General features: G+C 73.1%; 22 protein-coding genes and 1 other RNA gene. 11 read left to right on the top strand and 12 right to left on the bottom strand.

Annotation, left to right across the window (positions count from 1 at the left end; translation table 11 throughout):
* Positions 1-61: 61 nt before the first annotated feature.
* The 5 genes from IE134_RS10270 (at position 62) to bglS (ending at position 5,534) form a co-directional block, all read left to right on the top strand.
* Positions 62-1,543, top strand: a complete 1,482-nt coding sequence (locus IE134_RS10270) for an MFS transporter (protein ID WP_373296737.1) — start codon at positions 62-64, stop codon at positions 1,541-1,543.
* A 174-nt stretch (positions 1,544-1,717) separates the two neighbouring features.
* Positions 1,718-2,416, top strand: a complete 699-nt coding sequence (locus tag IE134_RS10275; protein ID WP_199750292.1) for a GNAT family N-acetyltransferase — start codon at positions 1,718-1,720, stop codon at positions 2,414-2,416.
* Between the two features lie 79 nt (positions 2,417-2,495).
* Positions 2,496-3,398, top strand: coding sequence for a glycosyltransferase family 2 protein (locus IE134_RS10280; RefSeq protein WP_089114992.1), 903 nt, complete (start codon positions 2,496-2,498; stop codon positions 3,396-3,398).
* A 119-nt stretch (positions 3,399-3,517) separates the two neighbouring features.
* Positions 3,518-4,531, top strand: a complete 1,014-nt coding sequence (locus IE134_RS10285) for a LacI family DNA-binding transcriptional regulator (RefSeq protein ID WP_032784751.1) — start codon at positions 3,518-3,520, stop codon at positions 4,529-4,531.
* Between the two features lie 223 nt (positions 4,532-4,754).
* Positions 4,755-5,534: a beta-glucanase gene (gene bglS / locus IE134_RS10290; protein WP_098020114.1), complete on the top strand. Its 780-nt coding sequence runs from the start codon at positions 4,755-4,757 to the stop codon at positions 5,532-5,534.
* Between the two features lie 72 nt (positions 5,535-5,606).
* Here bglS and rnpB read toward each other — a convergent pair.
* Both rnpB and IE134_RS10300 read right to left on the bottom strand, forming a co-directional pair.
* Positions 5,607-6,014, bottom strand: an RNA gene (gene rnpB / locus IE134_RS10295) — RNase P RNA component class A.
* A gap of 55 nt (positions 6,015-6,069) precedes the next feature.
* Positions 6,070-6,639 carry a Uma2 family endonuclease gene (locus IE134_RS10300; RefSeq protein ID WP_030707845.1) on the bottom strand — a complete coding sequence of 190 codons (570 nt, stop codon included), beginning with the start codon at positions 6,637-6,639 and terminating at the stop codon, positions 6,070-6,072.
* Positions 6,640-6,818: 179 nt separating this feature from the next.
* On the opposite strand from IE134_RS10300, the gene IE134_RS10305 reads away from it, so the two are divergent.
* Both IE134_RS10305 and IE134_RS10310 read left to right on the top strand, forming a co-directional pair.
* On the top strand, positions 6,819-7,568 hold the full coding sequence (locus IE134_RS10305) for a MerR family transcriptional regulator (RefSeq protein ID WP_030707847.1): 750 nt from the start codon (positions 6,819-6,821) through the stop codon (positions 7,566-7,568).
* Positions 7,565-8,491 (top strand): hypothetical protein, encoded by a 927-nt coding sequence (locus tag IE134_RS10310; RefSeq protein ID WP_229823484.1) that lies wholly within the window; start codon positions 7,565-7,567, stop codon positions 8,489-8,491. Before IE134_RS10305 ends, IE134_RS10310 begins: the two co-directional genes overlap by 4 nt.
* Positions 8,492-8,509: 18 nt before the next feature.
* Here the strand turns inward: IE134_RS10310 and IE134_RS10315 are convergent, their stop codons facing one another.
* Entirely contained in the window at positions 8,510-9,937 is a 1,428-nt protein-coding gene (locus IE134_RS10315) for an RNB domain-containing ribonuclease (RefSeq protein ID WP_189430450.1), read from the bottom strand.
* 314 nt (positions 9,938-10,251) lie between these two features.
* On the opposite strand from IE134_RS10315, the gene yaaA reads away from it, so the two are divergent.
* Together yaaA and eda are read left to right on the top strand one after the other, a co-directional pair.
* Positions 10,252-11,052 carry a peroxide stress protein YaaA gene (gene yaaA, locus IE134_RS10320; protein ID WP_189430273.1) on the top strand — a complete coding sequence of 267 codons (801 nt, stop codon included), beginning with the start codon at positions 10,252-10,254 and terminating at the stop codon, positions 11,050-11,052.
* 79 nt (positions 11,053-11,131) lie between these two features.
* The gene (gene eda / locus IE134_RS10325) at positions 11,132-11,797 is read left to right on the top strand and encodes a bifunctional 4-hydroxy-2-oxoglutarate aldolase/2-dehydro-3-deoxy-phosphogluconate aldolase (protein WP_126931322.1); all 666 of its coding nucleotides are present in this window, start codon (positions 11,132-11,134) and stop codon (positions 11,795-11,797) included.
* 49 nt (positions 11,798-11,846) lie between these two features.
* Here eda and IE134_RS10330 read toward each other — a convergent pair whose 3' ends face one another.
* From IE134_RS10330 to IE134_RS10350, 5 genes are all read right to left on the bottom strand, one after another.
* A complete protein-coding gene (locus IE134_RS10330) occupies positions 11,847-12,632 on the bottom strand; it encodes a sulfite exporter TauE/SafE family protein (RefSeq protein ID WP_030707856.1) in 786 nt (261 codons plus the stop codon).
* Positions 12,633-12,647: 15 nt separating this feature from the next.
* Positions 12,648-13,991, bottom strand: coding sequence for a bifunctional RNase H/acid phosphatase (locus tag IE134_RS10335; protein WP_030707857.1), 1,344 nt, complete (start codon positions 13,989-13,991; stop codon positions 12,648-12,650).
* Positions 13,991-14,734 (bottom strand): zinc ribbon domain-containing protein, encoded by a 744-nt coding sequence (locus tag IE134_RS10340; protein WP_179255816.1) that lies wholly within the window; start codon positions 14,732-14,734, stop codon positions 13,991-13,993. Before IE134_RS10340 ends, IE134_RS10335 begins: the two co-directional genes overlap by 1 nt.
* Positions 14,731-15,567 carry a Nif3-like dinuclear metal center hexameric protein gene (locus IE134_RS10345; protein WP_030707859.1) on the bottom strand — a complete coding sequence of 279 codons (837 nt, stop codon included), beginning with the start codon at positions 15,565-15,567 and terminating at the stop codon, positions 14,731-14,733. Before IE134_RS10345 ends, IE134_RS10340 begins: the two co-directional genes overlap by 4 nt.
* Positions 15,568-15,686: 119 nt before the next feature.
* Complete coding sequence (locus IE134_RS10350) at positions 15,687-16,724, bottom strand: ABC transporter substrate-binding protein (RefSeq protein ID WP_098895156.1); 1,038 nt, start codon at positions 16,722-16,724, stop codon at positions 15,687-15,689.
* A gap of 187 nt (positions 16,725-16,911) precedes the next feature.
* Here IE134_RS10350 and IE134_RS10355 point away from each other — a divergent pair, with 187 nt between their 5' ends.
* The gene (locus IE134_RS10355) at positions 16,912-18,258 is read left to right on the top strand and encodes a hypothetical protein (protein WP_189430275.1); all 1,347 of its coding nucleotides are present in this window, start codon (positions 16,912-16,914) and stop codon (positions 18,256-18,258) included.
* 445 nt (positions 18,259-18,703) lie between these two features.
* Here IE134_RS10355 and IE134_RS10360 read toward each other — a convergent pair whose 3' ends face one another.
* From IE134_RS10360 to IE134_RS10375, 4 genes are all read right to left on the bottom strand, one after another.
* The gene (locus tag IE134_RS10360; RefSeq protein ID WP_098019939.1) at positions 18,704-19,651 is read right to left on the bottom strand and encodes a 3-oxoacyl-ACP reductase; all 948 of its coding nucleotides are present in this window, start codon (positions 19,649-19,651) and stop codon (positions 18,704-18,706) included.
* Between the two features lie 34 nt (positions 19,652-19,685).
* On the bottom strand, positions 19,686-20,762 hold the full coding sequence (locus IE134_RS10365) for a Zn-dependent alcohol dehydrogenase (RefSeq protein ID WP_030707867.1): 1,077 nt from the start codon (positions 20,760-20,762) through the stop codon (positions 19,686-19,688).
* Positions 20,763-20,809: 47 nt separating this feature from the next.
* Positions 20,810-21,664, bottom strand: coding sequence for an enoyl-CoA hydratase ChsH3 (chsH3, locus tag IE134_RS10370; RefSeq protein WP_030707869.1), 855 nt, complete (start codon positions 21,662-21,664; stop codon positions 20,810-20,812).
* Between the two features lie 201 nt (positions 21,665-21,865).
* The gene (locus IE134_RS10375) at positions 21,866-23,311 is read right to left on the bottom strand and encodes an MFS transporter (protein ID WP_030707871.1); all 1,446 of its coding nucleotides are present in this window, start codon (positions 23,309-23,311) and stop codon (positions 21,866-21,868) included.
* A 269-nt stretch (positions 23,312-23,580) separates the two neighbouring features.
* Between IE134_RS10375 and IE134_RS10380 the strand changes: the two genes are divergently transcribed.
* Positions 23,581-24,153: a hypothetical protein gene (locus IE134_RS10380; protein ID WP_098895150.1), complete on the top strand. Its 573-nt coding sequence runs from the start codon at positions 23,581-23,583 to the stop codon at positions 24,151-24,153.
* Positions 24,154-24,158 lie beyond the last annotated feature (5 nt).

Consider the following 24,158-nt stretch of genomic DNA (forward strand, 5'->3'; position numbering starts at 1 on the left):
CCACCTTAACGGAACCACAGAACCGTTTAGCGTTTCCCGTGTCCAGGAAGGCGCACCTGCCATGCCCTCACCCTCACCCACTCCCCGGACCGCATCCTCCGACATCGGTCCCGCGGTGGGCCCCACGACCGCTCCGACCGCCGCCTCCCTCCGCATGTCCAGCCGCCAGAAACTCGTCCTGGCCCTGCTGCTCGGCTCACAGTTCATGATCGCGGTGGATTTCTCGATCCTGAACGTGGCGCTGCCCGTCGTCGGGGAGGGGCTCGGCTTCTCCCTCGCCGGTCTCCAGTGGATCGCCACGTCCTTCGCGCTCGCCGCCGCCGGGTTCACCCTGCTCTTCGGCCGCGTCGCCGACCTCGTCGGCCGCAAGAACCTGTTCGTCGGCGGCATGGCCGTCCTCGGCCTCTCCTCCGTGCTCGGCGGCCTCGCCACCTCGCCCGAGGTGCTGCTCACGGCCCGGGTACTGCAGGGCCTGGCCACCGCGGCCGTCACCCCGGCCGGACTCGCGCTGCTGACCACCGCGTTCAGGGAGGGGCCGCTGCGTGAACGGGCGCTGGGGCTCAACGGGGCCCTGATGTCGGCCGGGTTCACCGCCGGGGCGATCCTCGGCGGGCTCCTGACGGACCTGCTCTCCTGGCGCTGGGCCTTCTTCATCAACGTCCCGGTGGCGGCACTGGTCGTGATCCTGGCTCCGTCCGTGATCGCCGACTCCCGGCCGGAGGACCGCCCGAAGCTGGACGTGCCCGGAGCCATCACCGTCACCGGCGGGCTGCTGCTCCTCGTCCTCGGGCTGACCCGGGCCGGCGAGACCGGCTGGACCAGGCCGACCACCCTGGCAGCGCTGGCCGCCGGAGCCGCCCTCCTGATCGCGTTCGTCCGCATCGAGCAGCGAGCTGCCGCGCCGCTCGTCCCGATCCGCATCCTGAAGCGGCGCAGCGTCGTCTGGGGCAACACCGCCGGGCTGATCGCCTTCGTCACCGAGACCTCGCTGGTCTTCCTGCTGACCCTCTATCTCCAGGAGGTCCTGGGCTACTCCGCACTCGCCACCGGGCTCGCGTTCGGCGTGCTCGGCGCGGGCACGGTCGTCGGTGGTGTGCTCGGCGGACGGGCGGTGGGCCGCTTCGGCAACCGCCGCGCCATCGTCCTGGGCGGCACCGTCCAGGCGGCCGCCACCCTCTCCCTCGTGGTGCTCGGCACCTCCGGGGCGTGGATCTGGCTCCTGCTGGCGGCCACCTTCGTCGGCGGCGTCGGCAACATGCTGATGATCGTCGGGTTCATGGTCACGGCGACCTCGGGCCTGCCGGACGAGGAGCAGGGGCGGGCCACCGGGCTGGCGACGATGACGCAGCAGGTGGGCATCGCCCTCGGCATTCCGGTGATGAGCGCGGTGGTCACCGCCCGGATGGGGGCCGCGAACGGGCCCGCCGCGGTACTGTCCGGCGTCTCCACCGCGATCCTGGTCAACTCCGCGCTGGTCCTGGCCGGTGCCGTACTGGCCGGGTACTTCCTGGCGGGAGGGGCCCGGAGGCGGGAGGACGGGTGAGCCGGTCCTGCGCCCGGGGCCGGCCCGGAAAGCGGGAACAGACCGGAGGGCGGGACGGCCCGGGAAGGCGGGGACGGCCCGGGAAGGCGGGGACGGCCCGGGAAGACGGGGACGGCTCAGGAACCAGGACCGGCCCGGGAAGCGGAATCGGATCGACAGCGGGAGGATACGGACATGGCTGCTCCCGAGCCTGACCCCGACCGCGCCCCCGGCACCGGCTCCACCCCCGGCACCCCCGGCACCACCGCCGACACCGACGACAACCCCGGCTCGGCCCCCGACACCACCCCCGGCCCCGAGCCGCTGACCGTCCCGAGCATGTCCGCGGGTCCGGACTTCGTCCTGCGCCCCTGGGAGATGAGCGACCTCCCGCTGATCCGCGAGGCCTCGCTCGACCCGTACATCCCGCTCATCACCACGATCCCGGCCCCCTACTCCGAAGCGGCGGCGGAGGCGTTCGTCCGCAGGCAGTGGGAGCGCGCGGCCACCGGCGCGGGGTACCCCTTCGCCATCGTGCGCTCCCGGGACCGGCGCCCGGTCGGCGCGATCGGGCTCTGGCTCCGGGAGCTGCCCGAGGGCCGCGCCTCCCTCGGCTACTGGCTCACCGACCTCGCCCGCGGCCAGGGCGTCGCCCGGGCCGCGCTGCGTACGGTCACGGGCTGGGCCCTGCGCGACCTCGGCGTCCCGCGCCTCCAGCTCTACATCGAGCCGTGGAACACCGCCTCCGCCCGGATCGCCGAGGACATCGGCTTCCGGCGGGAGGGCCTGCTGCGCGGCTGGCAGCAGGTGGGCGACGAGCGGCGGGACATGGCCGTGTACGCGCTGCTGAACAGCGACGGACCGGCGGATGGCCGGGCGGTAACCGCACACTGAACACCGAGGCGTTACGATCGCGGGCACCGCTGCCGACCAGCAGCCGGCCACCGGCAGCCGAGCTCCAGGAGTACCGACCGTGTCCGCACCGCGCATCGGCGTATCCATCGTGACCATGGGAGACCGCCCGCAGGCGGTCGAGGCGCTGCTGGCGTCCGTGGCCATGCAGGACGTCCGGCCCACCCGGCTCGTGATCATCGGCAACGGTACGGCCCTCCCGGACTACTCCTCCACTCCCGGCCTGGAGGACCTCGACGGCGGGGTGACCACCATCGAGCTGCCGGAGAACCTCGGCTGCCCGGGCGGCCGGAACGAGGGGCTGCGCAGGCTCGCCGAGATCGGCGACGTGGACGTGGTGATCGAGCTGGACGACGACGGGCTGCTGGTCGACAAGGACGTCTTCCGCCGGGTGCGGGACCACTTCGCGGCCGACGACCGGCTCGGCATCGTCGGCTTCCGGATCGCCGACGAGACCGGCGAGACGCAGCGCCGCCATGTGCCGCGGCTGCGGGCGGGCGACCCGATGCGCGGCGGTCCGGTGACGGCGTTCCTGGGCGGCGGCCACGCGTTCTCGATGAAGATGCTGGCGGAGACCGGTCTGTGGCCCGCGGAGTTCTTCTTCACCCACGAGGAGACGGACCTGGCCTGGCGGGCGCTGGACGCCGGCTGGAAGGTGGAGTACGACCCCGAGCTGCTGCTCCAGCACCCGAAGACGAGCCCGGCCCGGCACGCGGTCTACTACCGGATGACGGCCCGCAACCGCGTCTGGCTGGCCCGCCGCAACCTGCCCCTCCCCCTGGTCCCCGCCTACCTCGGCACCTGGACGCTGCTCACCCTCGCCCGCACCCGCGACCCGAAGGGCCTGCGGGCCTGGGCGGGCGGCTTCGTCGAGGGCGTCCGCACGCCGTGCGGTGAGCGGCGCCCGATGCGCTGGTCCACGGTGTGGCAGATGACACGGCTGGGCCGCCCGCCGGTCATCTGACCGGCCGCCAGGGCGTGTCCGGCGGATCAGGGCCGGCCGGCCGAGCCGCACCGGAAGGGCCTCGGAGAGGTCACAATGGAAGGGCTTCCAGATCCGTTCCGAGGGAAGGCCCGTCCTCCATGGCCGAGGAACTGCCGCACCGGCACGCCACGCTCGACGAGGTGGCCGCGCTGGCCGGTGTGTCGCGGTCGGTGGCCTCCCGGGTGATCAACAACGCCCCTCATGTCAGCCGGGCCAAGCGGGAGTCCGTCGAGAAGGCGATCAGGAAGCTCGGCTACGTACCCAACCCGAAGGCGCGCGCCCTGGCGACCCGTCAAGCGGGTGCGGCCGCGCTGGTCATCTCGCGGGACGACCCGGAGGTGCTGACGGACCCGTTCTTCGGGCAGCTCATCGCCGGAGTGGCCGGCGCCCTGGAGGAGGCCGACCTGCACATGATGCTGTGCGTGGCCGCCACACCGCGCGGCCGGGAGCGGGTGGAACAGCTCGTGCGCTCCCGGGCCGTCGACGGGGTGATGCTAACGGCGTCGCACGAGGACGACCCCCTGGCCCGGATCGCCAAGGAGAGCCCGCTGCCGGTCGTCTTCGGCGGGCGCCCGGTGGACTTCGAACCGCGCTGGTACGTCGACATCGACAACGTCGGCGGCGCGCGCGACGCGACCGAGCACCTGCTCGCGCGGGGGCGGACCCGGGTGGTCACGATCTGCGGGCCGCAGGACACCGAGGTGGCCAGATCCCGGCATCGCGGCTACCGGGAAGCCATGACCCTCGCCGGTCTGACGCCCCGTCCGCCAGAGGTCGGGGACTTCTCCGAAGCCGCCGGAGCCGCCGCGATGACCCGGCTGCTGGAAGCGCATCCGGATCTGGACGGGGTGTTCGCGGCCAACGACAACATGGCGGCGGGTGCGTTGCGCGCCTTGCGCGGAGCCGGCCGGTCGGTGCCCGAGGACGTGTCCGTGGTGGGGTTCGACGACCTCGCCGTCGCACAGCTCACCGATCCCGCGCTCACCACGATCCACCAGCCCATCCGGGATCTCGGGCGCGAGATGGCCCGGATGCTCGTCGGGGTCGTCGCGGGCCGTACGGCCGGCCCTCTGATCCTGCCCACGCATCTGGTGAAGCGTTCCAGCACCTGACGGCCGACCGGCTGCGTCGGCGTCCAGCCAGGCACCGATTCCGGGAGCGCTTCCATACAGACCGAGCCTGTCCGATCCATTGTCGGCCAGCTGGTGCGCTGCTACTTTCTGGAAGCGCTCCCAGTTTCTCCCCCACGTAGGCGTCCTTCCCTCGCACAGACGTGCCGTCAGCGGACGCCGAGCCTGTCCCCGCACATGGGTTTCACGGCACAAGGAGGCCGAGATGCACTCCCGCACGAGATCACGTCGGTTCCCCCCACCTCGCTGGCTGCTGGCTCCGCTGGCCGCCCTCGCGCTGATCTTCCAGCCGATGACCGCCCCCGCGTACGCCGTCGGCGGCAGCTTCACCGACACCTTCGACTCCTACGACACCGGCCGCTGGCACAAGGCCGACGGCTGGTCCAACGGAGGCATGTTCAACGTCGGCTGGCGCGCCGACCACACCTGGTTCAACGGCGGCGTCATGGGCCAGAACCTCGACGTCGCGACCTGCCCCTCCGGCTGCTCGGGCAAGCCCTACGCCTCCGGTGAGTACCGCACCAACGAGCTGTACTCGTACGGCCGCTTCGAGGCCCGGCTACAGGCGGTCAAGCGCGAAGGCGTCGTGACCGGGTTCTTCACGTACACCGGTCCGAGCGACGGTCAGGCCTGGGACGAGATCGACGTCGAGATCCTCGGCAAGAACACCACCCAGATGCAGACAAACTACTTCACCGACGGTGTCGGCGGCCACGAGACCGTCATCGACCTCGGGTTCGACGCCTCCGCCGGCTACCACGACTACGCCATCGAGTGGTGGAACCAGGGCACCATCAACTGGTTCGTGGACGGCAAACTCGTCCACCAGGAGAACGGCTCCCGCGGACCGCTCCCCACCCGCCCGATGCGCATCATGACCAACCTGTGGCCGGGGACGGGGGTCGACGGCTGGCTCGGCCCGTTCACGTATCCAGGCACGCCGCTGACCGCCCGCTACGACTGGATCAAGTACACGAAGTACTGATGCCAGCAGAGGAAGCAGGGAAAAAGCCAAGAGCCCCTGACCGGCTCGACGCCGGTCAGGGGCTCTTGGCGGCAGACGAGTCGTGCTGTACGCCGGGTTCTGTCTCCCGGTCGCCTCGCGGCGGCCGGGGAGACGGCCATCCATCTAGGGCCGGCATTGCTGCCGGCCTCGTGCGGTCTACCCGCGAACTCGGGCGAGCAGCCCTCGAACGTCCGCGCAGGGCCGTCCCGTTTCCGGCACGGCCCCTCTTGACCTTGCTCCGGGTGGGGTTTACCTAGCCGCCTGAGTCACCTCAGGCGCTGGTGGTCTCTTACACCACCGTTTCACCCTTACCCGCGACCGAAGTCGCGGGCGGTCTGTTTTCTGTGGCACTGTCCCGCGGGTCACCCCGGGTGGCCGTTAGCCACCACCCTGCCCTGTGGAGCCCGGACGTTCCTCGGGAGGATCCGGGGATCCTCACGCGGCCGTCCGCACGGCTCGTCTGCCGTGATCGCCATCCTACCGGGCTGTACCGACCGCCCCCTGTCGGTGCCCCTCAGCCGAAGTCCCCGGTCTCCAGGTCGAAGGCGAAGGGCTCGGGGAGCGGGAGCGGTTTCCCGTACGGGATGGTCATGTGCTGGCGGTAGTCGTCACCCTCGGGCTCGCTGAACAGCGTCACCGAGCTGTCGTCCCGGTCGATGAGCAGGTAGAGCGGGATGGCACCGCGTGCGTAGCAGCGGCGCTTGGCCTCCCGGTCGGCCTGCGGCTTGGTGGAGGTGACCTCGACCACCAGGGCGACGCCCTGGGGAGGCATCCAGGGGTCGGCGCCGCGGAAGAGCCGACGCTCGGTGGGAGCGAAGGTCCCGTCGGGGATGGCGTGGTTCTTGGGGCAGCCGCCCCCGCTGCGAAGCTTCAGGCCCTTGTTTCCGGAGAAATCCATGTCGGTGCGGGACTTCCTCAACACCTGCTTCAGAACCAGGCTGATGTAGTCCTCGTGGTCCCCGTCCGGCGGCGGCGTCACGACAATCTCCCCCTCGATCAGCTCGGCCCGGAAGCCTTCCGGCGTGTCCAGGGCCAGGAAGCCCTCCAGAAGGACTTCTGCCTGCGTGAGCGGCTCGTGCGCCATGGCAGTCATGTCACGCTCCTTCCTCGGTCGCTCGCCAGACTCGGGCATCGGGGGACCAGCCGTCCGTGAGAGGGGAATTCTTCCTCCGATCGTGGCACAGGACCGCTCGGCTTGGACGAAAGCGCGGGAAGGAACGCGCCGCTTGACCTTGTCGCAGCGGCAACGTTTCTACTGGCCGCATGCGTATCGGAGAGATCGCCGCGCTCGTGGGAGTCACCTCCCGGGCCGTCCGGCACTACCACCACATCGGCCTGCTGCCCGAGCCCGCCCGGCAGGCCAACGGCTATCGGGCGTACACCGTCCGCGACGCCGTACTGCTGGCCAGGATCCGGCGGCTGACGGAGATCGGGCTCTCGCTGGACGAGGTCCGGGACGTGCTCGCCGATGACGCGGGGCGGGAGCTGGGCGAGGTGCTCACGGAGCTGGACGCCGATCTGGCGCGGCAGGAGCGGGAGATCCAGGAGCGGCGGCAGGTGCTGGCCGTGCTGCTGGAGGCGCCGCTCACGTCGGACGGGCCGCTCTCGCCCGCTCTGGCCGCGCTGCTGGAGCATGCGCCCGCCACCACCTCCCCGGCCGCCGCGAAGGACCGGGAGCATCTGGCGCTGCTGGACGCGGCGGGCGACGAGGCCGGGGTCGCGGTGTTCGCGGCGCTGCGGCCGCTGGCCGAGGACCCGGGGGTGCTCGCGCTGTACGAGCGGCTCGACGAGCTGGAGGAGGCCGGGGTCGACGATCCGCGGATCGCGCCGCTGGCGGCCGAGCTGGCCGCCGCCGTACCGGACGAGGTCCTGGCGGTCATCCCCGAGGGGGAGCCGTCGGCGACGGGGTTCGGGCGGGTGCTGCTCGACGACTATCCGCCCGCGCAGCGTGCGGTGGTGCGCCGGGTGATGGAGGAGCTGGCCGAGCGGGTGCGGAGGAGGGGGACGTCATGAGGGCACGGGTGGCGAGAGGCCTGCGGGTCGCGATGTGGGCGGTGCTGCCCGGGGAGCTGGCGCTGGTGGTCTGTCTGGTGGCCGGGGTGCGGATACCCGGTGCCGTTCTGCTGGCGGCCGAGGCGCTGGTGGTGGGGATGCTCGCGCTGGAGGCGTACGTGATGTGGCCCCTGTACGCGGCCCGGCGGCGGGCGGGCGACACCCGGCGGGAGGCCGGGCTCGCCGTGGTGCGTGCGGCGGTGCCGGTCGCCCTGCGGCGGCTGATCGTCCATGAGTTCCGGGCGCTGCACAGTCTCGGGCTGTGGACCGTACGGCGCCGCCACCGGATTCCGGAGGGGGCCAGGCCGTTCTCGTACACCGAACCGCAGACCGGGATCATGTGGGCGTTCCTCTTCGTCTCCGTCGTCGAGACCGTGGTGCTGGCCCTGGTGATCCCCTGGCCGCTGGTCCACGCGATCGTGCTCGTGGTGGACGTGTACGGGATCGTCATCATCCTCGCCCTGCACGCCGCCGCGGTGACCCGGCCGCATCTCGTGGGGGCCGACGGTTCGCTGCGGCTGCGGTACGGGGCGTTGTTCGACCTCCGGGTGCCCGCCGCCGCCATCGCCTCCGCCCGGGTCGAGCGGCGCTTCCCGGACGGAGGTCTGGTCGGGGTCGACGAGGACGGGACGCTGGATCTGGCGGTGGGGAGCCAGACGACGGTGACCGTGGAGCTGACGGGGCCGGTGGAGTTCGTGCGGCCGCTCGGGCGGCACGGGAGTGCGCGGACGCTCCGGTTCCACGCGGACGATCCACGGGCGGTCGTCGCCGCGCTCACCGTTCCCGGGCGGGCCGCACCGTCTGCGCTGCCGACGGAGGACGCCGTGCCGCCCCGGGCCTCGCTCACGCCGGAGCAGGCCGCCCAGCCCCGACCTCGCCTCTGACTCCGCCCCGGGCCTCGCTCACGCCGGAGCGAACAGCACCGTCCCCGCCGCCGGCCCCGCCCGCGTGAGCCGGACCCGCAGCCGCTCCCCCAGCGGCAGCGGGGCCGTGCCGCCCTCGATCCGGCCGACGATCGCCGGGTCCCGGAGGTGCACCGTGCCGATGGCCGGGTCCCGGTCCTGGACGTCGACGACGTACGCGTCGAAGAGTTCGCCCTCGCGCCCCTCCAGCAGCGCCGCCTCGACCAGATCGACGCAGGCCCGCTCCACGGTGCCCGCGCGGCGCGTCCCCTCGGCCATCTCCTTCGGGAGGGCGGGGAGGGCCTCCCGTACCCACTCCGGGGGCGCCTTCCCGGCTGTCGCGGCGAGGCTGAGTTCGGAGGCGTACCGGTCGACCAGGCGCCGCAGCGGTGCGGTGCAGTGCGTGTAGAGGTCGGCGACGGCGGCGTGCACGGCGGGGTCGGGGAGGTCGCCGCCCTCGAAGACGGTGTAGCCCGCGCCGCGCAGCAGGGTGGTGCACTCCTGGAGGAACGCCGCGTGGTTGCTCTTCCCCGGGTCGAGGGAGCGGACGACCTCGGCGTACGGGACATGGTGTGGCCAGTCGATGCGCAGGGCGTGGGCGGAGCGCCGCAGCCGGGCGACGGCCCCGTCGGGCGCGAGCGGCAGGGTGCGCAGGATGCCGGTGCCCGTGTCGGCCATGAGCCGGGCGGCGGCCATTCCGGTGAGGAGCGAGATCTGCGCGTTCCAGGCCTCGGCGGGGAGCGTGGCGCGGTAGGCGAGGCCGTACGAGCCGTCGTGCTCGGTGATCTCCTGCTCGGGGACGTCGAGCGAGATGCCGCCCCGGGCCACTTCCTGCTCGGCGCGCAGCCGCCCGATGTCCCGGAGCAGGGCGAGGGGTTCCTCCGCGGTGCCCGCGTCGATCTGCCGCTGGACGCCCGCGTAGTCGAGCTTCGCGCGGCTGCGGATCAGGGCCCTGCGTACGTCCGTGGCGACGGCCACCCCGTCGCCGTCCAGGTCGATCCGCCACAGCGCGGCCGGGCGCGTCTCGCCGGGGAGGAGGCTGGCGGCGCCCTCGGAGAGGACGGTGGGGTGGAGGGGGATCCGGTCGTCGGGGAAGTAGAGGGTGGTGACCCGGCGGTGGGCCTCGGCGTCGAGCGCGCCGCCCGGGCGGACGAAGGCGGCGACGTCCGCGATGGCGTAGTGCACCCGGTAGCCGCGCCCGTCCCGGCGGCGCTCCAGGTGCATCGCCTGGTCGAGGTCGGTGGAGGCGGGCGGGTCGATGGTGAGGAAGGGGAGGTCGGTGGCGTCCTCGTGGGCCGACAGGTCCGGGGCCCGGGCGGCTTCCGTCGCCTCCGCGAGTACGTCGGGCGGGAAGGCGCCGGGCAGGTCGAGTTCGGTGCGCAGCGCCCGCAGGGCGGCCCCGAGCGAGCAGTCGGCTGCGCCGGTCATACGCAGGTGGCGGCGGGGCATGGCCCGAGCGTAGGCCGGGAGGGGGCGGGCGGCATCCGGGGCGGTTCCGGGGCCCGGACGGTAGGTCCCGTCCGAGGGGACGAGGGCGCGCGGGAAGCCGCATCCGGAGGCAGCAGCTCCCGGGCCGCCGTTCGGGGGCGGTGGACGAGGGCCCGCGCGGGGAAGCCGCAGAAGGATCCCCGGACCCGCCGCCGTACGGGAACCCCCGCCCCGCCCCCGTACCCTTGCCGAGGACCCGGCGAGCCCGCACGCCCCCGGATCCGCGCTCGCCGTACGTACGAAGGAGAACCGCCGTGCTCGTGCTGTTGCCGCCCTCCGAAGGAAAGGCCGCCTCGGGGCGCGGGGCCTCGCTGAAGCCGGAGTCGCTGTCGCTGCCTGGGCTCGCCCCGGCCCGTGCGGCGGTGCTGGACGAGCTGGTCGAGCTGTGCCAGGCGGACGAGGAGAAGGCCCGGGAGGTGCTCGGGCTGAGCGTGGGCCTTTCGGGCGAGGTCGGCAAGAACGCCGAGCTGCGCACCGCGGGGACCCGCCCGGCCGGGGAGCTGTACACCGGCGTGCTGTACGACGCCCTCGACCTGGCCACGCTGGAGACGGCCGCGCGACGCCGGGCGGCCGCCTCGCTGCTGGTCTTCTCGGGGCTGTGGGGCGCGGTCCGGATCGGTGACCGGATTCCGCCGTACCGCTGCTCGATGGGGGTGAAGCTGCCCGGTCTCGGCGCCCTCGGCGCGTACTGGCGCACCCCCATGGAGACCGTGCTGCCCGAGGCCGCGGGCGACGGGCTCGTCCTGGACCTGCGGTCCTCCGCGTACACGGCGGCGTGGAAGCCGAAGGGCGAGGTGGCTTCCCGGACGGCGAGCGTGCGGGTGCTCCACTCGCAGATCGTGGACGGCGTGGAGAAGCGGTCCGTGGTGAGCCACTTCAACAAGGCGACCAAGGGCCGGCTGGTCCGCGACCTGCTGGTGGCCGGTGCGCGGCCCAAGGACCCGGCGCGGCTGGTGGAGGTGTTGCGGGACCTCGGTTACGTGGTGGAGGCCGAGGCGCCCGCGCGGGCCGGGCGGCCGTGGTCGCTGGACGTGGTGGTGACGGAGATCCACTGAGCCGACCGCACGGGTAGGCGCGTTGCGCAGGACGCAACGCTCGTTGCAGATATTGGCGGCTGCGCGGCAGGATGACCCCATGACCTCCTCCGTGCCGCCCGCCGCGCCCTCCGCCGCACCCACCCCCGACGCCTCCGTGCTCGATCTCGCGCCCGTCGTCCCCGTCGTCGTCCTGCACGACGCCGCCGACGCGGTGCCGCTGGCTCGGGCGCTGGTGGCGGGCGGGCTCCCGGCGATCGAGGTGACGCTGCGGACGCCCGCCGCGCTGGAGTCGATCCGGGCCATGGCCGCCGAGGTGCCGGGCGCGGTGGTCGGCGCGGGCACGGTGATCTCGCCGGAGCACGTCCGGGAGACGGTGGCCGCCGGGGCCCGGTTCCTGGTCAGCCCGGGGTGGACGGACGCGCTGCTGGAGGCGATGAAGGCGTCCGGGCTGCCGTTCCTCCCGGGGGTCTCGACCACCTCCGAGGTGGTGGCCCTGCTGGAGCGCGGGGTGAGCGAGATGAAGTTCTTCCCGGCCGAGGCGGCGGGCGGCACGGCCTATCTCAAGGCCCTGTCGGCGCCTCTCCCTCAGGCCCGCTTCTGCCCCACCGGCGGCATCTCGCTCGCCTCCGCGCCCTCCTATCTCGCGCTGCCCAACGTCGGCTGTGTGGGCGGCAGTTGGATGGTCCCGGGCGATGCGGTGGCGGCGAAGGACTGGGACCGGGTGGCCCGTCTGGCGGCCGAGGCCGCGGCGCTCGCGCCGTAGGCATCCCGCCCGTCGGCGTCCGGCCCCGGGCGCACCCGACAGCGCGGGATCAGCGCAGGAGTTGCACCGCGTACAGCCCTCCGACGCCCAGGGCCAGCACCCCCAGCAGCAGCCGCAGCGCCGTTTCCGGCAGGCGCGGCTGGAGGCGGGCGCCCAGGTAGCCGCCGCAGAGTCCGCCGAGTCCGCAGGCCAGGCCGAGGGACCAGTACGGCGCGATGTCGCCCGTGGTGGTCAGGGACAGCAGTGCGTACGTCCCCGCGCCCACCACCGAGGTCACGAAGGTGGCGGCGAGCGCGGCCGGGGCGACCTTCGCCACCGGCATGCCGCGTCCGACCAGGATCGGGCCGAGGAGTGAGCCGCCGCCGATCCCGTAGATCCCTCCGGCGACGCCGACCGCCATGGCCAGCCGGGTCACGGCGCGGGACGAGGGCTCCCGTGCGGGGGCCGGGCGGGAGGCGCGGCGCAGGGTGCGCAGGCAGAGCCAGCCGCCCAACGGCAGGAGCAGGACGGCGATGAGCAGCCGGAACACCGACGGGCCCGGCACCGCGAACACCCGGATCACCGCCCCGACGACGACCCCGGGCACGGTGCCCAGGACGAGCAGCCGGGTCAGCGGCCCCCGCAGGGTCCCGGCCCTGTGGTGCCGCAGCAGGGCCCCGGGGCCCGCCACCACGTTGTAGAGCAGGTTGGTCGGGGTGACCGCCGGGCTGGGCACCCCGAGCACGCTGACCTGGACCGGCAGCAGGAACACCGCGCCCGAGACGCCCACCGGCGCGGTGGCCACGGAGATCAGCAGCCCGGCGGCGAACCCGAGCAGCCCCGTCGGCCAGTCCATGTGCGCCCGGCCCCGCTAGCGCAGGTGCGAGGTGTCGTTGAGCAGGCGTACGGAGGCGTTGCCGTCCGCGTAGTACGCGACGGTGGAGATCGAGGCCGCCGACAGCTCCATCCGGAACAGTGCCTCGGGCGGGGCTCCAAGGGCGAGCCGGACGAACGTCTTGATCGGCGTCACATGCGTGACCAGCAGGACCGTGCGGCCCGCGTACCGGGCGACGAGCCGGTCCCGGGCGGCGGCGACCCGCTCGGCGACCTCGGCGAAGCTCTCGCCGCCGCCGGTCGGGGCGGTGTCCGGGGAGGCCAGCCAGGCGGTGAGGTCGTCGCCGTACCGCTCGCGTACCTCGCCGAAGGTCAGACCCTCCCACGCGCCGAAGTCCGTCTCGCGCAGGCTCTCGTCGATCCGGACGTCCAGGCCGAGGCGGGCGGCGACGGCGGCGGCGGTCTCGCGGCAGCGGCGCAGCGGGGAGCTGACGATCTCCTGGACGGTGCCGAGGGCGGCGAAGTGCCCGGCGGCCCGTTCGGCCTGGCCGCGGCCGACGGCGGAGAGTTCGGGGTCGGTGCCGCCGCTGCCGGAGAACCGCTTCTCGGGCGTGAGGGCGGTCTCGCCGTGCCGGAGCAGGACGAGGGTGGCGGGCGCGCCCAGATCGGGGGCCGCACCCCAGCCGGCCTGCGGGGTCCCGGCGGACTGCTGCGGGGCGGGGTGGGCGTCCGTCGGCTCGCCGCCCGATTCCGCCGTCTCCTCGGCCAGGGAGAAGAGCGCGTCGGCGGCCGGGGCGGCCGCACCACGGGCCGCCGCCAGCGCCGCGCGGGCCCTGGCGGCGCCCGCGGCCTGGTCGCCGACCGGGCCCTGCACCGGCGACGGGGTGCCCGGGGTGCGGGCGGACGGGGCGTCCAGGGCGGCCGTCGAGGCGGATGCCTCCCACTGCCGGCCGTCGCGCCCCGCGTCCATCGCCTCGTTGGCGAGCCGGTCCGCGTGCTTGTTCTGCGCGCGCGGGATCCATTCGTACGTCACCGAGGACGGCGGCAGGATCGCGGCGGCCCGGGCCGCCAGCGGCTTCATGTCGGGGTGCTTGATCTTCCAGCGCCCCGACATCTGCTCGACCACGAGCTTGGAGTCCATCCGGACGTGGACCCGCAGCGCCTCCCCCGCATCCGGGAACAGCGCCTTCGCGGCCGTCAGTCCGGCGATCAGGCCCCGGTACTCGGCGACGTTGTTCGTCGCGACGCCGATGTACTCGGCGGCCTCGGCGAGGGGCTCCCCGGTGGCGGGGTCGATGACGACCGCGCCGTAACCGGCGGGTCCCGGGTTGCCCCGGGAGCCGCCGTCGGCCTCGACCACCACCTGGCGGGCGACGCTCATTACAGGCCCGACTCCGAGGTGCGGACCAGGATGCGGTGGCAGTTCTCGCAGCGCAGGACCGTCTCGGGGGAGGCGGCCTTCACGTCGTTGACCTCGGCCATGTTCAGCTCCAGGCGGCAGCCCTCGCAGCGGCGCTGGTAGAGCCGGGCGGCGCCGACCCCGCCCTGCTGGACGCGGAGCTTGTCGTACAGCTTCATCAGGTCGGCGGGGACGACCTCGGCGACGACCTGGCGGTCCTTGGTCACCGTGGCGGCCTCGGCGTCCAGTTCGGTGGTGGCCGCGTCGCGGCGGGCGGTGGCGTCGTCGACCTTGGCCTGGACGGCGGATACCCGCTCGGTCAGCTCGGCGACCCGCTCCTGGGCGGCCTCGCGGCGCTCCATGATCTCCAGGACGACGTCCTCCAGGTCGCCCTGGCGCTTGGCGAGCGAGGTGATCTCGCGCTGGAGGCTCTCCAGGTCCTTGGGCGAGGAGACCGCGCCGGAGTCCAGGCGCTGCTGGTCGCGGACGGCGCGCTGACGCACCTGGTCGACGTCCTGCTCGGCCTTGGTCTGCTCGCGGGCGGTGTCGCTCTCCTCGGTGGTGGAGGCGACCAACAGGTCACGCAGCTGCGCGAGGTCGCTGCTGAGCTGCTCGATCTCGGCGTGCTCCGGCAGCGAGGACCGCTTGTGGGAGAGCTGGGCGAGACGGGTGTCGAGGGCCTGGACGTCGAGAAGTCGGATCTGGTCGGCGGGCGCGGCGTTCAGTTGGGGGCTCCAGAGGAATGGTGGGTGGTCCAGGGGTCGGTGACCTGCTTCGAGACATGGACCCGCAGGTCCCATCCGTGGCGGTCGGAAAGCGCGTCGAGCTGGGCCGCCGCCTGCTCGCACCAGGGCCACTCGGTGGCCCAGTGCGCGGCGTCGACGAGGCCGAGCGGCGAGTGCTGCACGGCCTCGGACGCCGGGTGGTGGCGCAGGTCGGCGGTGAGGAAGGCGTCGACGCCCGCGGCGCGCACGGCGTCGAAGAGGCTGTCGCCGGAGCCGCCGCTGACGGCGACGGTGCGCACGAGCGCCTCCGGGTCGCCGGCCAGCCGGATGCCCTGCGCGGTGGCGGGGAGCCGGGCGGCGGCGCGGGCGGCGAAGGCGGCCAGGGTCTCGGGGTGGTCGAGCTCGCAGATCCGGCCGAGTCCGCGCCGCCCGTGGGGGTCGGTGGGGTCCGGTACGAGGGGTCCGGTGACGCGCAGGTCCAGGGCGCCGGCCAGCGCGTCGGAGACGCCGGGGTCGGCGGTGTCGGCGTTGGTGTGCGCGACGTGGAGGGCGATGTCGTGCTTGATGAGGGTGTGGACGACCTTGCCCTTGAAGGTGTCGGCGGCGACCGTCGTCGTCCCGCGCAGATAGAGCGGGTGGTGGGTGACGATCAGCTGGGCGCCGAGCTCCAGGGCCTCGTCGGCGATCTCGCGGACCGGGTCGACGGCGAACAGCACCCGGTCGATCTCCGCGTCCGGGTCGCCGCAGACCGTCCCGACCGCGTCCCATCCCTCGGCCCGCTCGGGTGGCCAGAGGGCGTCGAGGGCGGCGATGACTTCAGACAGACGGGGCACGGGGGAAAGGCTACCTGTCCGGGGTGGTCCGCCGCCCCTGGCCGCCGGACCTGTACGCGAGGACCGGCGGCCGGACACGAATCGTTACGTCAGAGGTCGTCGCCTTCTCGGTGACGCGGTCACTTCGCCAGGTCCGCGCGGAGGTCGTCGAGGACCAGGTCGGCCGAGGTGACGCCGAGGCCCAGGTACCAGGTCTCGTCGGAGACGTCCTTGGCCCGGCCCTCCCTCACGGCCTTCAGGTTCTTCCACAGCGGGTTGGACCGGGCGGTGTCGCGCTGGGTGGCCTTCGGGTCGCCGTAGACGCCGGTGAAGATCCAGTCGGCGTCCGCCTCGTCGATCTTCTCCGGGCTGATCTCGGCGGCGAGGTCGTCGATCTGCTGGTTCTCCGGACGCGGAAGACCGACGTCTTCGAGGATCGTGCCGATGAACGAGGCCTTGGCGTAGAGCCGGAGGCGGTCGGGCATGTAGCGGACCATGGACACGGTCGGCTTGTCCGGGCCGATGTCGTCGCCGAGCTTCTCGGCCTTCTTCTCGTACGCGGCGAGCGCGGACTCGGCCTGCTGGGTGCGGTCCAGCGCCTGGGCGTTGAGGAGGTAGTTCTCCTTCCAGGTGAAGCCGGGGCGGATGGAGAACACCGTGGGCGCGATCTTGGACAGCTCGTCGTACTTGTCCGCGGCGCGGAGCTGGCTGCCGAGGATCAGGTCCGGCCGCAGGCCCGCGATGGCTTCGAGGTTGAGGCTGTTGATCGTGCCGACGCTCTTCGGTGCGCCCGCGTCCTTCTTCAGGTACGAGGGAATGGCCGCGTCGCCCTCGCTGGGGGCGTAGCCGACCGGCTTCAGGCCCAGCGACACCACGTTGTCGAACTCGCCGACGTCCAGCACGACCACACGCTGCGGCGCGGCCTTGATCTCGGTCTTCCCCATGGCGTGGGTGACCGTACGGGGGAACTCGCCGGCCTTCGCGTCCGTGCCGTACGACGCGGTCTTCTTCGCCGCGTCCGCGAAGTCCTTGCCGCCCGTGGCGACGGCGGCCTTCTTGCCGCCGTCGGCCTTCGCCGCGTCCGCGTCCCCGCCGTCACCGCCTCCACAGGCGGACAGTGCGAGGGCGGCCGCCACGGCCAGGGCTGCTGCGGCGGTACCGCGGGGGCGTAGGGACATCACTTGCTCCAGCACGGGTGTTGGTTAGGGCCGCCTCACCATAGACAGGACCACCTCCAGCAGCACACTCACCCCCTCCACCTCAGGAGAATCCGGGCATCGCCACCCTTATGTGTGAAGTGCGGTGGCTCGTGTTGTTCGGCTGGAAGTGCGAAAACTAGCTTTCGTAGCCGGAGGTGACGAGTCCATGACTGCCTGTGCCATCGAGGGTGGATCCGCCGGGGCCGCCGCGACGGCGGACCCGGAAGCGGAACCCGAACCGGAAGAGCCCGGAGAGCCCGCCAGGGCGGACGGCTCCGGCCTGCTGCCCGCATCCACCGCGGCCGGACAAGCGGACGAGGGGAACGGGGAAACCGAAGAAGCGGAAGCATCGTCCACGGTGACCGACGCACGGTCGCACGCCGACGCCCCACCGCCCCCCGGCGGCTTCACGCTCACCGCGGACGGCGCCTATGCCGCCCGGCTCACCGCGGCTCCCGGGCCGCCGGGCGAGCGCGCCTGGTACCCCGAGCGGTGGACGCTGGACGGGCCCGAGCCGTACGCGGTGCCCCTCCCCCTCGACCAGCCCGAGGAGCCGGACTCCGAGGTGTCCCCGCTCGCCGACGGGCGGGTGCTGATCCGGCGGAGGGTGGCGGACCGGCAGATGTTCTCGCTGCTCTACCCGACCGGGCCCGGGACCGGCGAACTCCTGCTGGGCGCGGTCGGATGCGCGGAGATGACCCTGCTGCCGCCGTCGCCGGACGGCCGATGCGTGTACGCCCAGGCGGCCGGCGCGGACCACACATCGCTGTGGCTGGTGGCGGGCGGCGCGTTCGGGCCCGAGGAGGTCGCGCGGATTCCCGGGCACTGCTCGGGCGGGGTGTGGCTGGACCGGGCGGGCCGGATGCTGGCACTGGACCGGCAGGAGCCGGGCGGCGGGCCGGTCAAGGCGGTCGCCGTCGACCTCGGGCGGCAGGGTGAGGTGACGCCGCTGCTCCAGATCGCGCCGGGGAGCGACGACCGGCTGCTGCTCGCGGACCCGGACAGCGGGCTGCTGCTGCTCCGCTCCGACGCCCCGGGCCACGACCGGCTCGGCTGGGGCGTGCTGGGGAGCTGCCTGCCCGTGAGGTTCCCCGAGTGCCTGCGCCTCCCGGACGTGGCGGTGACGCCGTTCGCGGTGCAGCCGGGCCAGATGCTGATGCCGGAGAGCTGCGCGGTGGCGCTGCGGATCGACGGGGCGCCGGGCAGCTGGGTGGGCGTCTGGCGTCCGGCGGGCCGGCAACTGCACCAGTTCGCGGCCCCGTTGGGCTGGGTGCCGGGTGCCGGGTACTGGAGCCGGGACGGCGTGCTGCGCCTGCCGTACGCGAACGGGGCGACGCCCTGCGGTGTGGCGCTGCTGGAAGCCCCCGAGGACGTGGAACCCTCCGCCGTGACCGGCCGTACGGGGGGCGGGGAAGGCGGAGGGGAACCGTCCGCCGCCGATGCCGCTCCTGCTGTGTGTAAGCCCGTTCCGTTGGGGCAGGCGCCTCTGCACGGAGCCGCTCGACCTGATTGAATTCGGGGCCTGGGCTACGCGACCGTTCCGGGCGGGTACCGACGGTGACCGGGTCGGACGACGGTGGCGGGCCTTGCGACACACGTAGGCGCGACACAAGCAAGCGATCACAACGGGGTGACTTCCCACATGTCCGAAGCACGGACCGACACGACCCACCAGCGCCCGACGGGGGCGGACGAGGGGACTGGAACCGGTGGTTCCGGAAAGCACCGAGGGGGTGCGTCGGCGGAGAACACGTCGGTGCAGCCGCACGGCCGCCACCGCCGGCCCGTCGAAGCGGAATCCTCGGCGGCCTGAACCGCCTGGCAGTGCACTGAGGAGGGCCGGGACCGGCGGACGACCGCCGGTCCCGGCCCTCCCGTGCGTACGCCGGCCCTCCGGTGCGTACCGGGGATTCGGTTCGTGCACGGGATACGGCTACGGCTACGTACACGGGATTGGGCTACCGCCGCTTCAGCCCCAGCACTTCGGCGGCGGCGAACGTCTCGTTCGGCGGCCGGTCCGCGTAGTACGGGGTGAGCAGTTCGTCGAGCTCCGCGAAGGTGAACGTCTCCTTCGCCGCGTCGAACCGGGCCGCCACCCGCGGCCGTTCGACGACGGCGACCATCCCCCCGTGGACGACGAGCACCTGCCCGTTGACCCCGGCCGCCGCCGGTGAGGCGAGATAGCCGACGAGCGGGGAGACATGCTCGGGCGCCAGCGGGTCGAGGGTGCCGTCCGCCGGTTCCTGGAAGCCCGCGAAGACGTCCTCGGTCATCCGGGTCCGGGCGCGCGGGCAGATGGCGTTGGCGGTGACGCCGTACTTCGCGAGGGCGAGCGCGGTGGAGGTGGTGAGCCCGACGATGCCGCCCTTGGCCGCCGCGTAGTTGGGCTGCCCCGCCGAGCCCGCGAGGAACGCCTCCGACGAGGTGTTGACGATCCGCCCGTAGACCGGGCCGCCGGTGGCCTTGGAGCGGGTACGCCAGTGGGCGGCGGCGAAGTGCGTGGTGTTGAAGTGGCCCTTGAGGTGGACGCGGACCACCGAGTCCCATTCCTCCTCGGTCATCGAGAAGACCATCCGGTCGCGCAGGATGCCCGCGTTGTTGACCAGGATGTCGAGCCGGCCGTGGGCGGAGATCGCCGACTCGACGAGTTCGCGGGCCTGTTCGTGGTCGGACACGTCGCCGAGGTGGGCGACGGCCTGCCCGCCGGCCGCGCGGATCTCGGCGGCGACCTCCTCGGCGGGGGCGGCGGACGCCTCGCCCGAGCCGTCGCGGCCGGGCTGCCCGTAGTCGTTGACGACGACGGCCGCGCCGAGACGGGCCAGTTCGAGGGCTTCGGCGCGGCCGAGGCCGCGGCCCGCGCCGGTGACGATCGCGGACAGCCCGTCCAGCGGGAGGGGAAGTGACATCACGGTCCTCGGCTTCCTTGGATGCGGGCGGGGTTCAGAGCTCGATGCAGGTACGCAGCGCCTCGCCCGTGCGCATCTGGTCCAGGGCGTCGTTGATCCCGTCCAGCCGGACCCGGTGGGTGATCATCGACTCCAGGTCGATACGGCCCGCCCGCCAGAGCGCGATGGCCCGCTCGTAGGAGCGCAGGACGTCCCCGCCGCCGTACATGGAGGGCAGGATGCGCTTCTCGTCGAAGAACAGCTCGAACATGTTGACCTGGAAGGTGTCGTCCATGGCCCCGGCCCCGACGACGCAGAGGGTGCCGCCGCGGCGGGTGTTCTCGTAGGCGGTGCGGGCGGTGGCGGACTTTCCGACGACCTCGAAGACGTAGTCGAAGCCTTCGCCGCCGGTGATGCGCTGCTTGGCGTCGGCCAGTTCGCCCGGGTCGACGGCCTCGGTGGCGCCGAAGCGGAGGGCGGCCTCGCGGCGGGAGGCGACGGGGTCGACGGCGACGATCTGGGCCGCGCCCTGGACCCGGGCGCCCTGGATCGTGGAGATGCCCACGCCACCGCAGCCGATGACGGCGACCGATGAACCGGCTTCCACCTGGGCCGTGTTGATGGCCGCGCCGAGGCCGGTGGTGACTCCGCAGCCGATCAGGGCGGCGATCTCGAACGGTACGTCGTCGGGGATCGGCACCGCGCAGCCCGCGCCGACGACGACCTCCTCGGTGAAGGTGCCGGTGCCCGCGAAGCCGAAGACGTCGCCGCCGGGACGCTTGAAGTTGGGGGTGCCCGCGTTCATGAAGCCCGCCAGGCACAGGTGGGTCTGGCCGCGCTTGCAGGACGGACAGTCCCCGCAGGCGGGCAGCCAGCAGACGAGGACCCGGTCGCCGGCGCTCAGCCCGGTCACCCCGTCGCCGACGTCGACGACCTCGCCCGCGCCCTCGTGGCCGGGGATGAAGGGGGCGGGCTGCGGGAGGACGCCGCTCATCGCGGAGACGTCGGAGTGGCAGAGGCCGGTGGCGCGGATGCGGAGCTTGACCTTCCCCGGGCCGAAGCCCACCGCCTCGACGTCGTCGAGGACTTCGAGCTTCTCCTGGCCTATCTCGTGCAGTACGGCTGCGCGCATGGGTGGGACTCCCTCGATTCGGCTGCCAGACAAGAGTGCTGTTGGGTTCAGGAGTGTTCGACGAGCGTGTCGGCGAGGACCGGCGCGTCGTCGCGTTCGACGGCGGTGACCGTGACCTGGACGCGGCCGTCCCCGGTCCACATCCGGATACGGAGGGTCTCGCCGGGGAAGACCACTCCGGCGAAACGGGTGCGGTAGGCGGTGATCCGCGAGACGTCACCCTCCAGCAGGGTGTCGGTGACGGCCTTCAGGGTCATGCCGTAGGTGCACAGCCCGTGCAGGATCGGCCGGTCGAACCCGGCCAGCTTGGCGAAGGCGGGGTCGGCGTGGAGCGGGTTCCAGTCGCCGGAGAGCCGGTAGAGCAGCGCCTGGTCCTCGCGGATGCGCCGTTCGACCGTGCGGTCCGGGGCCCGCTCGGGCACGGTGAGCCGGTCGGACGGCCCGCGTTCCCCGCCGAACCCGCCCTCTCCCCGTACGAAGATCTCGGCGTCGTTGGTCCACAGCGGCCCGTCGTCGTCGCTCGCCTCGGTACGCAGCACGATGACGGCGGCCTTGCCCTTGTCGTACACCGCCGCGACCTTCGAGGTCTGGACGGCCCGGCCGGTCACCGGGATCGGGCGGTGGACGCGCACGGTCTGGCCGCCGTGCAGGACCGCGGCGAGGTCCACGTCGATGCCGGGCGCGCCCATCCCCCCGAAGGCGGCGGTGCCCGCGCCCGCGACGGTGGCGAAGCAGGGCAGTACCTGGAGCCGGGACTCCAGGGTGTAACGCAGTTCGTCGGGGTCGGTGGCGGGGGTGCCCGCGCCGAGACCGAGGTGGTAGAGCTGGACGTCCTTGTGGTCCCAGCCGATCTCGGCCCGGCGGGGTTCGGCGGCGAGGGCCGCTGAGGCATCAATGGGCATGACGGAGCAGCTCCTTGATGGTCCAGGGTGGCGGGAAGACCTCGGCACGGCCGTCCGCACCGTCGGCCGCACCGAGGTCGTGCGGTGACCGGCAGGGCACGCCCCTTCTAGAACGCGTTCTAGCCGATGCCGATGGCCCATGTATAACGCAGGCCCCGGAAGTTGGGAAGAGTGCTGACGCCCTGTCAGATCCAGCAAGTCCTAGGGCGTGGGGCGGGGCGTGCGGTGGTTCGGCAGCCAGAGCAGCATCACGATCACCCCGGCCAGCAGCACGCCGCTCGCCGTGCGGAACGCCATGGCGTATCCGGCGGTGATCTCGGCCGTGTCGCCGGAGCCCGCGGTGCGCGCGGCGGCGACGGTGGAGAGCACCGCGAGGCCCAGCGCGCCGCCCATGGTGCGGGAGGTGTTGACCAGGCCCGAGACGAGTCCGGCGTCGCCCGGCTCCGCGCCGGAGGTGGCGAGGGTGGCGAGCGGGGTGGAGGCGAGACCGGCGCCGGCCATCATGAGGACGCCGGGCAGGCAGATCGCGGTGAGGTAGGAGCCGTCCACGCCCATCGTGGACTGCCAGCCGAAGCCCGCGGCGGTGATCAGGACCCCGGCGACGGCGAGGCTCTTCGCCCCGGTGCGGACCATGAGGCGGGGGGCCAGCTTGGAGCCGATGACGACGGCGGCCGAGGTCGGGATCAGCGCGAGGCCGGCCTGCAACGGCGTGTAACCCAGGACGTTCTGGGCGTACACGGTCATGAAGTACCACATGGAGAAGGTCGCCGACCCCATGAGCAGCATCGACACGTTGGCCGAGGAGACGGCCCGTACGGAGAAGACGCGCAGCGGGATCAGCGGGACCGCGGTCCGGGCCTCGACCAGCACGAAGGCGGCCAGCAGGGCGAGCCCGGAGAGCAGCGGCACGAGGGTCGCGGCGGCCGTCCAGCCCTCGGCCTCGGTCTGGACGATGCCGTACGCGACGGCGGCGAGGCCCGCGGTGACCAGGACCGCGCCCAGCAGGTCGATACGGCGGCGGTCGCCCGCGCGGCCCTCGGTGATGCGGAGGGCGGCGGCGATCAGGACGAGCGCGCCGACGGGCACGTTGATCAGGAGGACCCAGCGCCAGGAGAGGGCGTCGGTGAGGACCCCGCCGATGAGCCCGCCGGCCGCGCCGCCGCCCGCCCCGACGGCCATCCAGGTGCCTATCGCCTTGGTACGGGCAGGCCCCTCGGGCACGGCCGCGGTGAGGATGGTGAGGGTGGCGGGCGCGAGGACGGCGGCCCCGAGGCCCTGCACGGCACGGGCGGCGAGGAGCTGCCAGCCCTCCTGGGCGAGACCGCCCGCGAGGGAGGCGGCGGTGAAGAGGCCGAGCCCGACGAGGAACATCAGCTTGCGCCCGTAGATGTCGGCGGCCCGCCCGCCCAGCAGCATGAACCCGGCGAACGCGATCGAGTAGGCGTTGACGACCCACTGGAGCCCCGCCGCGCTCAGCCCCAGGTCGGCCCGCATGGAGGGCAGCGCCACATTGACGACGGAGACGTCGAGGACGACGAGGAACTGGCCGGTGCAGGCGGCGAGCACGACGGCCCAGGTGCTGGGGCGTATGCGGGAGGAGGCGGGCGGGGCGGCGGCGGGCGCGGAGACATCGGGCATGACGGCCATGGTCGCAGGCGTCGGGTGGCCGGTACATCGGGTATCCGACCGAGGTTCGGGAGCGTGGTCACCGGTCGGGGGACCTAGGACCTGCGGCTGCCGCTTTGACACCTCAATGTCCTGATAAGTAACTGGATATATCCATTAGTCCCGGTTCTGTGCTGCTCCGGGAGAGCACTATGGGAGACCGCGAGACCGGCATGGCTGCCCTGCTGGGCCGTACGGCCGCGGCGGGCAACGTGTGAAGCCGCCAGGTCACCTATTACCCCATCGTGGGCATGGACCAGCCCACCCCGCAGTCCGTCCGGGTGCAGGACGGAAGCACCGAATCCTTCTGGGACCTGGAAGGCCGGGGCCTGACGGGCGACGGCACCGTGCCCGGGATCTCCGCTCACCTCGACGGCACGGAGGACGCCCGCGTCTTCACTCCGCAGCTGCACTCACGCCTGCAGGCGGAAGGGGCGATGCTCCACCACGTACGCGGGTTGCTCGGCTCGTTGGACCAGCCTTCGCCCAAGGATCTGCGCTCCGCCGCCCCGGTCTGGTTCAGCTACCGGGGCGAAGACGTGTACCTGACGGACGACCGCGTCACGGTGGAGCTGAGCGCGGAGAGCCACTTCAGCGAGAGTCAACTGCCGGTCGTCGAGGCGACGGTGGTCCTGCACAACCGGTCCACCGGGCAGACCCCGGTCCGCAGGACGGTGACCGTGGCACGGCAGCGACAGACACTGGACCTGGGAACGCTCCCGGCCGGCACCTACGAGATGCACGTCTCCGGGGACGAGCGGACCGTCCCGCTGTCCGATGTCCTCGTCGTGGCGGAAGTCCCCGACGAGGAGGAGAGCGGGTGAGGGCC

Source organism: Streptomyces rubiginosohelvolus, assembly GCF_014649875.1.
In the GTDB taxonomy this organism is placed as follows: Bacteria; Actinomycetota; Actinomycetes; order Streptomycetales; family Streptomycetaceae; genus Streptomyces; species Streptomyces rubiginosohelvolus.

Coding starts and splice junctions, on each gene's coding strand:
- IE134_RS10270 (WP_373296737.1), top strand. CDS start 62: ATGCCCTCACCCTCACCCACTCCCCGGACCGCATCCTCCGACATCGGT.
- IE134_RS10275 (WP_199750292.1), top strand. CDS start 1,718: ATGGCTGCTCCCGAGCCTGACCCCGACCGCGCCCCCGGCACCGGCTCC.
- IE134_RS10285 (WP_032784751.1), top strand. CDS start 3,518: ATGGCCGAGGAACTGCCGCACCGGCACGCCACGCTCGACGAGGTGGCC.
- bglS (WP_098020114.1), top strand. CDS start 4,755: ATGCACTCCCGCACGAGATCACGTCGGTTCCCCCCACCTCGCTGGCTG.
- IE134_RS10300 (WP_030707845.1), bottom strand. CDS start 6,639: ATGGCGCACGAGCCGCTCACGCAGGCAGAAGTCCTTCTGGAGGGCTTC.
- IE134_RS10305 (WP_030707847.1), top strand. CDS start 6,819: ATGCGTATCGGAGAGATCGCCGCGCTCGTGGGAGTCACCTCCCGGGCC.
- IE134_RS10310 (WP_229823484.1), top strand. CDS start 7,565: ATGAGGGCACGGGTGGCGAGAGGCCTGCGGGTCGCGATGTGGGCGGTG.
- IE134_RS10315 (WP_189430450.1), bottom strand. CDS start 9,937: ATGACCGGCGCAGCCGACTGCTCGCTCGGGGCCGCCCTGCGGGCGCTG.
- eda (WP_126931322.1), top strand. CDS start 11,132: ATGACCTCCTCCGTGCCGCCCGCCGCGCCCTCCGCCGCACCCACCCCC.
- IE134_RS10330 (WP_030707856.1), bottom strand. CDS start 12,632: ATGGACTGGCCGACGGGGCTGCTCGGGTTCGCCGCCGGGCTGCTGATC.
- IE134_RS10335 (WP_030707857.1), bottom strand. CDS start 13,991: ATGAGCGTCGCCCGCCAGGTGGTGGTCGAGGCCGACGGCGGCTCCCGG.
- IE134_RS10350 (WP_098895156.1), bottom strand. CDS start 16,724: ATGTCCCTACGCCCCCGCGGTACCGCCGCAGCAGCCCTGGCCGTGGCG.
- IE134_RS10355 (WP_189430275.1), top strand. CDS start 16,912: ATGACTGCCTGTGCCATCGAGGGTGGATCCGCCGGGGCCGCCGCGACG.
- IE134_RS10360 (WP_098019939.1), bottom strand. CDS start 19,651: ATGTCACTTCCCCTCCCGCTGGACGGGCTGTCCGCGATCGTCACCGGC.
- IE134_RS10365 (WP_030707867.1), bottom strand. CDS start 20,762: ATGCGCGCAGCCGTACTGCACGAGATAGGCCAGGAGAAGCTCGAAGTC.
- chsH3 (WP_030707869.1), bottom strand. CDS start 21,664: ATGCCCATTGATGCCTCAGCGGCCCTCGCCGCCGAACCCCGCCGGGCC.
- IE134_RS10375 (WP_030707871.1), bottom strand. CDS start 23,311: ATGGCCGTCATGCCCGATGTCTCCGCGCCCGCCGCCGCCCCGCCCGCC.
- IE134_RS10380 (WP_098895150.1), top strand. CDS start 23,581: ATGGACCAGCCCACCCCGCAGTCCGTCCGGGTGCAGGACGGAAGCACC.